At 51.3% G+C, this 14,552-nt stretch carries 10 protein-coding genes; 2 read left to right on the top strand and 8 right to left on the bottom strand.

Annotated features, from left to right (window positions below):
- Positions 1–24: 24 nt before the first annotated feature.
- From SYN_RS06980 to SYN_RS06995, 4 genes are all read right to left on the bottom strand, one after another.
- On the bottom strand, positions 25–1,065 hold the full coding sequence (locus tag SYN_RS06980) for an endonuclease/exonuclease/phosphatase family protein (RefSeq protein WP_011417369.1): 1,041 nt from the start codon (positions 1,063–1,065) through the stop codon (positions 25–27).
- Between the two features lie 88 nt (positions 1,066–1,153).
- Complete coding sequence (locus SYN_RS06985) at positions 1,154–2,518, bottom strand: YihY/virulence factor BrkB family protein (RefSeq protein ID WP_011417370.1); 1,365 nt, start codon at positions 2,516–2,518, stop codon at positions 1,154–1,156.
- Positions 2,519–2,523: 5 nt separating this feature from the next.
- Positions 2,524–3,471, bottom strand: coding sequence for a DUF2156 domain-containing protein (locus SYN_RS06990; protein ID WP_011417371.1), 948 nt, complete (start codon positions 3,469–3,471; stop codon positions 2,524–2,526).
- A complete protein-coding gene (locus SYN_RS06995) occupies positions 3,468–3,884 on the bottom strand; it encodes a GNAT family N-acetyltransferase (protein WP_041585492.1) in 417 nt (138 codons plus the stop codon). Before SYN_RS06995 ends, SYN_RS06990 begins: the two co-directional genes overlap by 4 nt.
- A gap of 285 nt (positions 3,885–4,169) precedes the next feature.
- Here SYN_RS06995 and SYN_RS07000 point away from each other — a divergent pair, with 285 nt between their 5' ends.
- Positions 4,170–4,820 carry an adenylate kinase gene (locus SYN_RS07000; RefSeq protein ID WP_041584841.1) on the top strand — a complete coding sequence of 217 codons (651 nt, stop codon included), beginning with the start codon at positions 4,170–4,172 and terminating at the stop codon, positions 4,818–4,820.
- 24 nt (positions 4,821–4,844) lie between these two features.
- Positions 4,845–6,818, top strand: coding sequence for an ATP-dependent helicase (locus SYN_RS07005; protein WP_011417374.1), 1,974 nt, complete (start codon positions 4,845–4,847; stop codon positions 6,816–6,818).
- 18 nt (positions 6,819–6,836) lie between these two features.
- Here the strand turns inward: SYN_RS07005 and SYN_RS07010 are convergent, their stop codons facing one another.
- From SYN_RS07010 to SYN_RS07025, 4 genes are all read right to left on the bottom strand, one after another.
- On the bottom strand, positions 6,837–8,726 hold the full coding sequence (locus tag SYN_RS07010) for a triose-phosphate isomerase (RefSeq protein ID WP_041584842.1): 1,890 nt from the start codon (positions 8,724–8,726) through the stop codon (positions 6,837–6,839).
- Positions 8,727–8,830: 104 nt separating this feature from the next.
- On the bottom strand, positions 8,831–10,606 hold the full coding sequence (gene aspS / locus SYN_RS07015) for an aspartate--tRNA ligase (RefSeq protein ID WP_011417376.1): 1,776 nt from the start codon (positions 10,604–10,606) through the stop codon (positions 8,831–8,833).
- 5 nt (positions 10,607–10,611) lie between these two features.
- A complete protein-coding gene (hisS, locus tag SYN_RS07020; protein WP_041584843.1) occupies positions 10,612–11,877 on the bottom strand; it encodes a histidine--tRNA ligase in 1,266 nt (421 codons plus the stop codon).
- A gap of 120 nt (positions 11,878–11,997) precedes the next feature.
- Positions 11,998–14,493, bottom strand: coding sequence for a DNA internalization-related competence protein ComEC/Rec2 (locus SYN_RS07025; RefSeq protein WP_011417378.1), 2,496 nt, complete (start codon positions 14,491–14,493; stop codon positions 11,998–12,000).
- Positions 14,494–14,552: the final 59 nt, after the last annotated feature.

Consider the following 14,552-nt stretch of genomic DNA (forward strand, 5'->3'; position numbering starts at 1 on the left):
GCCCGTATAAACATGATCGGCATTTCAAGTGGCTTTTATTACCATGTCGGCAATCACGGGACGGTGGTCGGAGGCTTTGCCTGTTCCGACCCGGCAGTTCCGTGTCTTCAATTGAGCGTTGCTCATGATGTGATCGATCCGCATCCAGGAGAAGCGGAGCCAGGGAAGTCTGTTCTTCAGCAGAAAGTGTCCGTAGGTGTGACCATAGCCTCGCCCCCCTTCAGCGAAAGCGTCGCGCAGTCCGGCTCCACGCAGAGTTGAGCAGACCAGAGATGCATCAGGTGCATTCAGGTCGCCGGAAAGGATAACCGGTCCCCGTTCAGCGATGAGATATTCCCGTATTGTGGCGGCCTGGGCGATGCGGATTTTCATGTTGTTATCAAAGCTGCGGATAAATTCAGGAAGATCCCATGGGCGGCTTTTGGCCTTACTCAAAGTATAGAAACTATTCCGAGGGGTCTTGAAATGGACGTTATAAAGTGAAATAGCTGTCGATCCGACGGTCATCCGACAGCGCAAGAAGCTCTCTTTTCTTTTTCCGGAAAAGGGCAATTCATGTACCTCTGCCTCGGAGAGAGGATATCTGCTCGCGATAACGTACTGTCCCCGGGTAAGAACGTGCCAGTCCGGGGGCATGTGTTTCCCCAGCGGGCCTCTCATCGAATTCCATGCATCCTGGAAAAGAAGCACGTCAGGCTTGCAGCGGTCGATCTCGCGAATAAAACGTGCTGCCTTGCGACGGTCATACTTGATATTCCAGGTCATGACCCGGATGTTCAAACTTCCCGGTGCCGGTTCGGGCTGATTCATTGACCAGCAGTAACCCATAACAGGGCCAAGCACCCAAAGCAGGCACAACAGAGGCAGCCAAGCCCAGCAGCGGTCCGCCTTGAACATGAAAACAGTCAGAAACATTCCCGGAACAGCCCACATGACCTGGGGCATGTAGAGATTTACAGCGCCGAGCCAGAATCGTTCCGGGCCCTTCCAGTTCAAAATTGATATGGAGACCAGAGCCATTACATAAATACAGGCAAGAAAACGCAGCCAGACAGCGGCTTTCAATGATAACCTCCGTTTCTGTCATAACTCATAATGAATTTCTCAAAAGAAGCACGGCAATCTTCCTGACTCTGTATCGCTGATAAAGAAGTCAAAGCTCTTTCAGAAGCTTGTTCGCGGGCAGACTTTCAATTGCCTTCCCGAATGATTTCACAACCTCCGACAGAACTCCAAATTCGGGAGCATGGGCGAAGGGCATGTGGTTGAGTCCTCTCCGATCCATGGCCTCTAGAACATAATGGATTGTCAGGGCATTGATATCGACAGCCGGTTGAAATCCGCGTTCTCCATCTCCTTCGGCTTCCGTTACCGAAAGAACGTTGCTTTTAGCCAGTTCAAAAAGAAGCTCATTGACGAAGCGGATTGGAATCTCAAGGCGGTGTGATATTTCACGAGCCGTAAGAGGTTTGCCTCCCGCAGCAAAGTTTTTAATCAGATGATGCGTGATCTGAAGAGCGAGCAGAGTTTTGAGGCGGTGGCTTGCCTGCAGGGCGTCCGGTTCGAATTCATAGGTGTCAACGTTCTGGTAGGCAAAGGATAATTCAGCCCCGTACAGGACGATCAACCAGCTCAGTTGAAGCCAGACTAGAAAAAGCGGCAGAACGGCAAAACTTCCATAAATGGCATTGTACTGGACGACTCCGATCTGGAAGGTAATGTAGCCCCACTGAACGATTTGAAAGATGGTCCCTGCGATGATTCCTGCCAGGAGGCCGGACGTAAAGCGGACCTTCGTATTCGGCATGAAAATGTAAATAAAGGTGAAAAGGCTCCACAGCAGGCCATAGGGCAGCAACTTCAGAAAAAGAAAGAAAAGGGGGCTGAGGACTCCCAGAATTGTGAACTTTTCCATGATCAGATTCAACTGGGTGGTAATGAAGACGGTCATGCTGCTGGAAAGGATGATGAGAACGGGGCAGATCAGCATGAGAGACAGGTAGTCGCTGAACATCCTGCCGATCGTTCGCCGTTCCTTGACTCCCCAGATATCGTTGAAGGCCTCTTCAATCTGTCCCAGCACCTTGATCACGGCCCAGAACAGAACAATCAGGCCGATTCCCGCAATCACACCTCCCCTGGTATTTTCCAGGAGAGAATGAGAAAACTGAATGACATTGGCAAGAATCTCCTCATGGCCGGCAAGTTTGCTTCGCAACTGCGCTTCCAGCACTTTCTCGAAACCGAATCCCTTGGCGATTCCAAAGGCCATGGCCGCAACCGGGACAATCGAAACCAGAGAATAAAAGGTCAGAGAAGAGGCGCGCAACTTACACTTGTCTTCATCAAATCCGCGAATTGAAAGGATCAGGACCCTGAGAAGAGTCAGGAAAAAGGATTTTCCGGGAGGAAGCTGAGTGCGTCTAATCCGCCAGATATCCTGTTTAATGAAATTACCCACCTGCCGAAACTTCTTTCCGACCTCCACCATGATCCCTCCCGTTGAATTCCTCTCCATTCCAGTCAGTTCCTTTTTCCGTTCAACAGGCTCAACTTATAGGATCGGACCCGATTGACCGGAAAATAAGACTTCTTTGAACCGGCCAGTCCCGGAATCCCCATGTCACTTTCCTTGTTGATGAATTCAACATCTTCAAAAAGACGGCAGGCGCACTCCCTGTCCAGGAACTGATACAAACCCCGGATATGGGAATAAGCCTTTTCAAAATTGAGGACTTTTATCTTGTCCGTCAGAGAGGTGACGATCCCAAAGGCGCAGACCTCACCGTCGATCCTGATGGCGATTCCCCGCGCCTCGAGCAGTTCCAGATTTTCCAGCATAAGCCGGGCCGCCTGGCTTTCCTGTCCCAGATTCGGATCAGTCTCCGGGTTGCACCTGCTGTCTTTGGCACACCAGCGGTCCAGAAAAAGAAGGGTGTCGGGAATGTTGACCGGGGAAAGAGCTTCGATCGTCGTTCTGCCGGTTTCCAAAAAGATCCTGCGGAAATAATTAATGTGATTCCGTTTCTTGAGGTAGCGTTTCCCCTGCAGTTCCGTCAGATCCTTTTTCAGATAGATGTAGTCGCTGTAATCCGGCTGCTCCGTCAGTGAAAAGAGGGTCCTGATGGAAGATAACCCGAAGTGTTCGACATAGCTCTCCGGAATAAAGCAGAAGGTTGAAAGACAGTGGCGACGAGCCAGCTCAGCCAGTTCAGGAGGAGTAACTTCCCGGAATGGACTGAGGGGCAGCAGCAGGCAACGGCATTTCGGATATTCCGGGAGGGTACCGGCAGTCATCAACAGGAGCAGATTGTCCTCCATGGTGTAATAGGTTGGATTCAATTCATTGTTCCAGGCAATCAGCGAAGAGAGGGAATAGATTGCCAGGGGATATTTAAGGGGATTAAAAAACGGTTTCAGCCGCGAATAATCACTAACGGTTAACAACCTGAAGGAATTCTGTATTTTCATGACTTCCTGAGCAGCATAGGGGTCGAATCGGGCATTTTTTCAAAACCGAAAGGGATGTAAAAGGGAAAGGAATTTCGTTCGGCAATCAAGCCGATCCAGGGAATCCCATCGGTCTGGAGACGTTTCAGAAGCGTGTTCACGAGACAGGTGCCGATTCCCCGGCGCCGGTAATCGGGATGGACTGTCAAATCCTGGATGTAGGCGTCGCTGGCCCGGTCACTGATGACCCGTCCCATTCCAGCAAGACGTTGTCCATCCAGGGCCGCAAGAAAGCAATGACTTCCCTTGATGATTTGTGCGACGAGAAGAGGGTCCGCGTCCTCCTCCGGCCACCAGCCGGCCCTCCGGTAGAGGGTGATGATCTGGTCAAGAAGTTCCGGTTGAGCGTCTTCAAGAAAACGATAGATAGTCATGTCATTCCGTCTGATGCAATCTGATGTGCGGGTTGCCTGCATTCGTCCCGCATCGATGAGCTTTTGCCGCCTCAATTTATGCTGCCGCCTGCAGCCGTGTATAACCGCGATGGGAAGTAAGCCTCTTCCCTGAGGCTGGCGGCGTTCCGTGACTATAAAAAAGTATTATGGATTTAGTCAAGAATTAATGCCTTTCCGCCCTGTATTCGCTTGACCCGGTGCCGGATTTTGCCTATAGTCCCAAAACTGCAAACGAAATTGAAAGTTAAGGAGGTTATCAGGAATATGAAGATTATTCTTTTGGGAGCGCCGGGCGCCGGGAAGGGCACAGTGGCCAAACTGCTGACGGAGTATGATGGTTCCGTACAGATTTCCACGGGAGACATTCTGCGGGCGGCCGTCAAGGAAGGAACAGAGCTTGGACGGGAGGCCAAAGGCTACATGGATCGGGGTGATCTGGTTCCCGATGCGCTGATCATGCGGATGATGGAAACCCGCCTTCAACAGCCGGATTGTGCAAACGGATTCATCCTGGACGGTTTTCCCAGAACGATTCCCCAGGCCGAGGCCTTGAAGAAGCTCCTGGAAAAACTGAATATTCGACTGAATTTTGTCGTCAATCTGGAAGTTCCGCGGGATGTGATCCTGGATCGGCTGACCACTCGGAGAACCTGCTCCAATCCGGATTGTCAGGAAATATACAATATCAAAAGCAATCCTCCCCTGCCCGATGGCCGCTGCAAGAAATGCGGCAGTCCGACGATTCAGCGGGATGATGAGACCGAAGAAGCCATTCTGAACCGTCTGGAAACCTACAATGAGAAAACCGCGCCTCTGATTGGCTTTTATGAAAGGGAAGGGCTGCTCAAGACATTTTCCTCAGTCAGCAGCGCCGAAACCGTGGAAGCCGTTAAAAAGGCCTTGAAGGAATGCTGATCAAAATACCGGGTCTGTTTCGCCATGATCGATTATGAGAAGGAACTGAACGAAGAGCAGTGTCACGTTGTGCTGGAAGCGGGAGGGCCCATGCTGGTTCTTGCCGGCGCGGGGAGCGGAAAAACCCGGACGCTGACCTATCGGGTGGCGCGCCTGGTTGAGACCGGGATCAAACCCGAGCGGATTTTGCTGGCCACGTTCACTAACAAGGCTGCCCGTTCCATGCTCAACCGGGTCCGGGAACTCGTTCCTGTGGATCTCAGCCGCCTCTCCGGCGGAACCTTTCATCACAACGGTCATTTCATGTTGCGGGCTCACGCCGAAAGGCTGGGCTATACACGGAGCTTTTCCATACTCGATACGGAAGACGCCCGGCAGTTGATCTCGACCTGCGTTGTCGAGGCGGGCATCGATACGAAAGGGGCGACCTTTCCCAAGGCCAATGTTCTTTATGGGATATTGAGCCTTGCCGTGAATACAGCGGCCGATCTTTCCACGACCGTAGCGGAACGCTATCCTTTTTTCAGCCATCGTCTTGAGGATATCCGAAAAGTCGCCGCTCTTTATGATCTGCGCAAGCGTCAGTCCGATTTCATGGATTTTGACGACCTGCTCCTCAACTGGCGTCGCCTGCTGCTGGAATGTCCCGATGTCCTGCAACATTACGCTGAACGCTTTGAACACATTCTCGTGGATGAATATCAGGACACGAATCGCATCCAGGCGGAAATCATGGATCTGCTGGCATCACGACACCGCAACATCATGGTCGTAGGGGATGACTCCCAGAGCATTTACGCCTTCCGCGGGGCCAACTTTGCCAACATCATGTCTTTCCCGGAAAAATATCCGGACTGCCGGATTTTCAAACTGGAGACCAATTACCGCAGCACCCCGGAAATTCTCCATCTGGCAAATCTCAGCATTGAAAACAATGAAAATCAGTTTGCCAAGTCTCTGCGGGCCGTCCGGGAAGCGGGTCTGAGACCGGTGGTCGTCCCTGCCCGGAATGCCCTGCAACAGGCCGAATTTGTTGCCCAGCGGATACTGGAGCTTCACAGAGACGGCATTCCTCTGCACGAAATGGCGATTCTGTACCGGGCCCATTTTCACGCCATGGATGTTCAGATGGAGTTGACACGGCGGGGAATCCCCTATGAAATCCGTTCGGGAATCCGCTTTTTCGAACAGGCCCACATCAAGGATGTAACCGCTTATCTGAGAATTCTGGGGAATCCGCTGGATGAACTGGCATGGAAACGGATTTTTGGGCTGTGTCCGAAGATCGGGAAAAAAACTGCCGAGAAACTCTGGCAATTTCTTTCGGAATCGGGAGAACCGCTGGAAGCTGCTTTAAGGGAAGATTTTCTGAAGGTGGTTTCGAAGACGGCCAGAGGCGGACTCGCTTTTTTTCAGGAAGTATTGATCAAGCTGCGGGAGGAGGCTGTTCATGCTTCGACGCTGCCGGATCTCATCAGCCTGATTATTGAGAGAGGATATCGAAAGTATCTGCGGGAAACGTATACCGATACGGCCTCACGGGAAGAAGATCTCGAACAGCTCGCGGAATTTTCCGGCAAGTTTTCCTCTCTGGAGGACTTTTTGAGTGAATTGTCCCTCATGACCAACATGGACGCCGACGGACGGGACAAGGCAGCCGGCGATGACCTCCAGGAAAACAAGGTCATTTTGAGCACCGTTCATCAGGCAAAGGGGTTGGAATGGTCCGTTGTCCTGCTCGTCGGATGCGCTGAAGGCATGATTCCCCTGGAACGGGCGGTTCAGGAAGCCGGCGGCGAAGAAGAAGAGAGGAGACTTTTTTATGTGGCCGCCACCCGGGCCAAGGATTACCTCTACCTCTGCTATCCCCAGACGGATTATTCAAGATGGGCCGGGTTTGCCAATCTCAGCCCATCCCGGTTCATTCGAGAACTGGTTCCCTCCTCCCGAAAAAAAGAACTGCCCTTCGAACACTGGGTTGTCGAAGAGCAGTGGTGAGTTCCTGTATTTATCTGTTTACAGCCAGTGATCTGATTTGTATTTCGCGTCATATTCCGCTTTCAGGGCGATCTGCGTTGCTTCGGCGATATATTCAGGCTCTTTAACCAGATCTTCAACGCGAATATCCACTCCAAAAATTCCGACCATATCGTCATTGTCATCTGTAATCGGTTCTGAAACGGTAAAGCAGAGGGCGCCCGTCATTTTGGAAATGTAAAAATCAGTCACATGAAGTTTGCCCGTCTGCAGCGGCTTGATGAACCATTCCCGATCGGACTGATCCGTTCCCACGCCGTAGTTTTCATATTTGGCGCGATCAACGATATTCGTGATGTTTCTCGTGGTCTTCTTGCCGTTCATGTCCACCACGTATGCAAACTGGATCGAGGGGTATTCCTCGATAAACCGCTGCATTACCGGTTCCTGGAGTTCAGGTTGCATCGTTTTCATGGCCGGATCATCGATGATCTTGCGCAGTACGGCGATGGCTGCTTCCGCCGCTTTGAATTTGATCCTTTCCAGATCAGACATGAAGAGTTCCGGCATATACTTGCGAACCTTCGCCTCGAGTTCTTCCGTGGAAATGGTGGTGACTCGCCCCAATTCATACTCATCCGCGATCCATTTGTTGATCTTCGAAATGCCGGGGTGTCGCTTATCCACGGTACTGTCGCCGGACAGTCCGAAATGCGAGTTGATCCAGTAAGCGATGCCAGCTTTTCCGGACTTGTCGGTGATCATGGGTACGATGGGACGCTTCAGAATCTTCGTCGTGTTGAAGATGTTGTAGATCTCTTCACTCTTGATCAGGCCGTCAGCGTGAACACCAGCCCGGGTAACATTGAAATCCGCGCCGACAAAGGGGTAATTGGACGGGATTTTGTATTCGATTTCATTTTTAAAGTAATTTGCGATATCAGTAATCACCGTCGTGTCGATCCCGTTTGTCTTTCCCATGAGCCCGATATATTCAATAATAAGCCCCTCAATAGGGGGATTGCCCGTCCGCTCGCCCAGCCCGAGCAGAGTGGAATTGGCGGCGCTGCAGCCGTAAAGCCATGCGGTAGTCGCGTTGATCAGGGCTTTATGAAAATCGTTGTGGCCATGCCATTCCAGAAGTCGGCCGGGCACATCGGCGTCATCAATGAACGCCCGCACCAGTTTGTCGACACCACGCGGCAGCGAAGCGCCCGGATAGGTCACACCGTATCCCATGGTATCGCAGAGCCTGATCTTGATATCCACACCGCTTTCCTCCCGAAGCTTCATCAGCTCGATGGCGAAGGGGATGCAGAATCCATAAATGTCCGCACGGGTGATATCTTCGAAGTGGCAGCGGGGAACGATGCCGGCATCCAGGATCGCCTTGACGATTCCCAGATATTCTTCAAGGGCCTGACTTCGGGTCATGTTCAATTTAAGGAAGATGTGATAGTCGGACACGGAGGTCAGAATCCCTGTTTCCTTCAGACCGGCTTCTTTCACCAGGGGGATGTCTTCCCGGGCAGCCCGGATCCAACCCGTAATTTCAGGATATTGCAGGCCAAGGTCCTGGCACATTCTGACGGCTTCCTTATCCCGATTGCTGTAAAGAAAAAACTCCGTCTGCCGGATAATTCCATTGTATCCGCCAAGGCGGCTCATCATCTGGTAAAGGTCGACGATCTGCTGAGTCGTGTAAGGAGGTCTGGCCTGCTGCCCATCCCGAAATGTCGTATCGGTAATAAAAATTTCTTCAGCGGGCTGGATGGGAATAATCCGGTGATCAAAGTCGATCCGGCTGACTTCGTCATAGGGGAATACTTCTTTCTGAAGATTCGGTTCATCCACATCCCGCAATTCAAAGCGCCAGAATCGGGTATGCTCATGATTCAACACTCTTTTCTGGGGATTCCATTTGGCCATGATCTCAAACTCCAACGCAAATAGTTTTCGCTAAAGAGACTATTTTCTATAGCAGTTACAGAAAATTACTATAATAAGCTGGCAATGTCTGTCAATAGGGAAGACTAAACAATTTTAAGGGACAACTCCATCAGTTGTTCAATGCTCACCCGCGAAGGGGCATCCGTCATCAGACAGGTGGCCTTCTGCGTTTTGGGAAAGGCGATGACATCGCGGATGGATTCCGCCCCGGTCATCATCATGACCAGTCGATCCAGACCGAAGGCAATCCCGCCATGGGGCGGCGTCCCGAATTCCAGGGCGTCCAGAAGGAAGCCGAACTTGCTGCGGACTTCTTCATTCTCCAGGCCCAGAGCTTCGAAAATAAGGGACTGGATCTCTTTTCTGTGAATCCGGATGCTGCCGCCTCCCACCTCGGAACCATTGAGCACGAGATCGTAGGCCCGCGCCCTGACCTTCCCCGGTTCTCCCGGAAGGTACTTCACATCATCGGGTACAGGAGATGTAAAAGGATGATGCGTGGAAACATAGCGCTTTTCCGTATCGCTGAATTCCATGAGTGGAAACTCGGTAATCCAGACGAAGGCAAATTGTTCCGGATCGATCAGATTGAGCTTTTTGGCCAGATGGATACGGAGATTCCCCAGGGAGTCATTGACCACGGTCGGCGTATCCGCGACAAAAACGAGGACGTCGCCTTCGACCGCTTCCATTCTGCCATTGATCTGCCGGACTTCATCCGCGGTGAGGAATTTGAAGATAGGCGATGTCCATCCGTCGGCAAGTACACGAGCCCAGGCGAGGCCCCTGGCCCCGTAAATGGAGACGAAATTCTGGAGGTCATCCAAATCCTTACGGGAGAGACGCTTCCCTTCGGGGATGCGGATCGCCTTGATCATGCCCCCGCCTGCCGCGGCTTCGCGGAAGACAGTAAGCCCCGAGTCGGCAAGAATATCGGTCAGATCTCTGAGTTCAAGGCCGAACCTGATATCCGGGTTGTCCTTTCCATATCGACCGATCGCTTCCGCATAGGAAAGACGGGGGAAGGGCGTCGAAAAAGTCCGGTTCAGGCATCGGGAAAAGAGATGGGTCATCAGGCCTTCCATAATTTCGATGATATCGTCCTCTGTGATAAAGGACATTTCCACGTCGATCTGGGTAAATTCCGGCTGCCGGTCCGCGCGGAGGTCTTCGTCGCGAAAGCACTTGACGATCTGAAAATAGCGGTCGAAGCCGGAAACCATGAGCAACTGCTTGAATATCTGAGGAGATTGGGGAAGGGCGTAAAAGGTTCCCTTGTTGATGCGGCTGGGAACGAGATAATCGCGGGCGCCTTCCGGGGTGCTCTTCGTGAGAAAAGGCGTTTCGATTTCGATAAAACCGTTGCTTTGAAAAAACTGCCGCGTCTCTGCAGCAACGCGGTTCCGCAACATGATATTCCTCTGAATCTGTGGTCTGCGCAGATCCAGATAGCGATACTTCAGTCGGATGTTCTCCGAAATGTCGCTTTCGGATTCGAGACTGAAAGGCGGGGTCTGCGATTCATTGAGAATTTCCAGCTCCTCGACCATGACCTCGATGGCTCCTGTTTTCATGTCAGGATTAACCATCCCCTCCGGCCGATTGCGAACCGCTCCCCGAACGGCCAGAACGTACTCGCTGCGGATTTTGTGGGCTTCCTGGTGAGCAACGGGACTGTATTCCGGATTGAAAACAATCTGAACAAGGCCTTCGCGGTCTCGGAAATCGACAAAAATGACACCGCCGTGATCCCTCCGACGGTGAACCCATCCCATGAGTATGACTTCCTTTCCGCTATCGCTGCTGTCTAATTGCCCGCAGTAATGTGTTCTCTTCTTAATCGTGATGAAATCCGACAACGTCTTTACCTCTCTTTTATAAGTTTCAGAATTTGTTCTTCAAGGTTGTCCAGGAAAAGAGTCTGCTGGGCTCCCGTTTTCATGTCCCGAAATTCGGCCTTTTTTTCTTCCAGTTCTCTGTCGCCCAGAATCAGGGTGTAGGCGCAGTTCAAGCGGTTTGCCCGCTTCATTTGACTTTTCAGACTCCTGGCCGAGAAATCCTGTTCGACATGAAGCCCTTTGATCCGCAACTGGTTGCATAACAGGAAGGCCAATCTCTGCGCGGACTCTCCAAGGGATGCAATGAAGAGATCCGGTTGAGGCAGAAAACGCGTGTTTTCTGCCTGCAGAAGAGTGATCAAACGTTCAAAACCGACCGCAAAGCCGATGCCGGGAATATCAGGGCCTCCGAGTTCCTCTACAAGACGGTCATAGCGTCCGCCTCCGACCACGGCATTCTGAGACCCCAGATGCTCCGTGGTGACCTCAAAAGTTGTCTTGGTGTAATAATCCAACCCCCGGACCATGCGGGCATTGATTTTAAAGGGGATATCCAGCTCCGTCAGAGTGGAGGCAACGGTCTCGAAATGTGTGTGGCAGTCGCTGCAGATAAAGTCGGAAAGCCGGGGGGCATCGGCGATGATCTCCTGGCATTCCTTTGCCTTGCAGTCAAAAACACGAAGCGGATTCGATCCGAGACGCCGTTTGCAGTCGTCGCAGAGACCGTCTTCCTTTCCGCTCAGAAATTCCAGGATGACTTTTCGGAAAGCGGGACGGCAGGAGGAGCATCCCAGAGAATTGAGTTCAAGGCTCACATTCTTCAGACCGACGGTGGAAAGAAAATGCATGAGCATGAGGATAACTTCCGCATCCGCCCGCGGGTCATCGAGGCCCAGCAGTTCCACATCGATCTGATGAAACTGCCGGAAACGGCCCCGCTGGGGTCTTTCCCGGCGAAACATGGGGCCGATGGTGAACAGCCTGCTGACCGGTTCGGCATTGTAGAGCGCATGTTCCAGATAAGCCCGGATCACAGAAGACGTCGCTTCCGGCCGAAGCGTCAGATACTCGTCTCCCCGGTCGAGAAAAGTGTACATTTCCTTTTCGACAATATCGGTGGATTCACCAATCCCTCTTTTGAAAAGATCCGTCTTTTCCAGAACGGGAAGACGGATTTCCTTGAATCCGAAGCGGGAAAAAATTTCCCGTGCGGCGTCTTCCACAAAACGCCATTTTCCCGTTTCCTCGGGAAGAATGTCCTTGAAACCCTTAACGGCCGTAATGACTTCCATTTTGATTAACCACACCCAGTCTCGATTTTAACGACCCTGCTGCTTAACATAGAACCAGGTGAATGACAATAAAATTATGTTCTTCCATGATTTAGGCGCCGGAACGTAAAGACAGGAAAATTATTTCGAGAAAAGTCCTCCGTCGATAATTCCTTTAAATACTTTTACCCGAAGATTCTGTCCATCAGAGTGCACGGTAACCGCTCCATTCATGTCAGTCCTGAATATAGGAGCGCCGATGGCCTTGTATCGTTCAAGGATCTCCCGATGCGGAACACCGAAGGAATTATCCGGGCCACAGCTCACAATGGCCATTTTTGGACGCACTTCTTCCATAAAGGGCATGCTGCTGGACATCCGGCTGCCATGGTGAGGAACAAAAAGAACGTCACTGCTGAGCTCAAGACCCTTTTTAAGCAGAAGTTTCTCTTCTTTCTCAGAAATATCTCCCGGCAGCATCAGACTGATCTTCCCGATGGTCATCCTCACCACCAGAGACTTTTCATTGAAATTCCTTCCTGTAGAATCGGGAGTTACCGTATGAAATACCTGAATTCCGACTTTTTCCACGCTCAGTTCGGTTTTCTGGTCTTTGAGAATGCGGTGTCGGATACCCTTCCTGTGAATGATTTCCAGAAAACGACGATACATCTCGTTATCCGCTGCTTCTCCATTGGACCAGACTTCCTGGACGTGAAAATTCTCCAGGATGAAGGGAAGTCCGCCAAGGTGATCGGCATGAGGATGGGAAAGAACAACGATGTCGATTTTTCTGATGCCTTCATGCCATAAAAAGGGTGCCACGACAAAGCGACCGACATCAAAGGCGTCCCCGGGAAGTCCTCCGCCATCCAGCAGCAGTGTCTTTCCTCCGGGGAACCGGACGAGGGTCGCGCTTCCCTGATGAACATCGATGGCCGTTACTGTCAGTTCCCGGTTGTTGATCCGCTGAACGGATTGCAGAACGCTGCCGCCTGCCAGAAAGGTGAGCATGACAATAAACAGAAGTCCGAACAGACGTCTTTTCCGCTGGAGCCCAGGTATATCATCCTGTCGAAAGAGATCGATCATCTGGATGCCGGAAATCAAAAGCATGTAGAATGCCGCAATCTGCCATAAAGACGGCGTGCAGACATAAAAGGCCGTACCGTCCAGTCCGGCAAGGAAATCGATCAGAATCAGGGATAGTTTGATCAGCCAGGCTGAACAATGGATCAAAAGACCAGCAAGCATTTCTGAAAACGGGCTCACGACGATGACCATCATGCTGAGCGGCAGGGCCAGAAGGCCAAGTATGGGGACCAGAATCATATTGGCAGGGAGAACAACAAGGGACAGACGGTTGAAACAGAAAACGATAATCGGCATAGTTCCCAGGGTGACGCTCACCGTCGTGATCAGAAACAACAGGATATTCCTTTTGATTTTTACAATCCAGGCCGTTTTGCCGGTTGATTCCGGGAGAGACTCCGGCTTCATCATGAATCGGGAGAACACGGGATTGATCCCTATAATGGAGGCAACCGCGGCAAAGGAAAGCTGAAAAGAAATGTCGAACAGAGCGTCTGGGGAAAACATCAGGATCAGCACGGCAGCGGCGGCCAGGCTGTTGGCCGGATCCTGCCGGCGATCAAGAAGGAGCGCGGCCATGAAGACAAGGGCCATGATTGCCGCTCGGAGAACGGACATTCCGGCTCCTGCTACGAGCGCGTAAAGAACGACAGGCGGAATGGCCCACAAAAGTGACAGTTTGATGATGTTGAAACGGAGCATGAGATAGTCCGAAATTTTGAAGAGCCGGCGAATGACTACGAGGGTCCACAAAGCAATGATGCCCACATTGAAACCGGAAATGGCCAGGATATGGGATGTGCCGGTTATGTTGAACTTTTCCATGAGTGTCGGCGGAATTTCCTTCTGACAGCCGATGATCATAGCCTGAAGGACCGTCTGTTCCGGATGGGGGGCGTTAGCGATGATAATTCTCCTGATATCGTTTCGAAATCGTTCGATGGCCCCCTTGAAGAAATTCCCCTGGCCTTCGCGAAGCATAACGATTCGCGATTTTTCCGCAATAAAGCCCGTGAAGGAGATTTTTTCGAAACGCAGACGTTTCTCATAATCCAGTCCACCAGGATTATTGAAATTATGCGGTTTTCCAAGACAGGTTTCGCAACGGATAAAATCGCCATATTTCAGGTCATGACGTCCTTTGACCGTCAAGAGGACGCGTTCTGACAGGGGAATATAGACTCCATTTTTCAGTATCCGGGTTGTCTGCAGAATCAACTTCGTTTTTTCCGGCAGATATTGAGGGCTCTCACAGATCACTCCCTCCAGTGTATGCATTTCACGTTTATTCTGATACTGGAGTGCTTCGGTTTGTCTGGTGGGCCGATGGTCAAGCTGGGAGATGTTCATGCTTCCCTGAAGAAACAGGATGGCCATGACACTCAGGAAAGTCAGAAGAGAGTTTTTCCGGAAAATTCCAATGAAAAGCAGGACAAGGAAAGGAAAATAAGCGATTAACAATCCGTAAACCGGAAGGGGCAATGTGTTCCCCGCGATAATGCCCGAAATCAGCGCTGAAAGGAGAAGGAGAAAGGGCTTTTGCATCGTCGAAATTCATTAGATTTAATTGATGAAATAATATAGCATGGCGTCGTTTTTGACAG

It is taken from the genome of Syntrophus aciditrophicus SB (assembly GCF_000013405.1).
GTDB classification, from domain to species: domain Bacteria; phylum Desulfobacterota; class Syntrophia; order Syntrophales; family Syntrophaceae; genus Syntrophus; species Syntrophus aciditrophicus.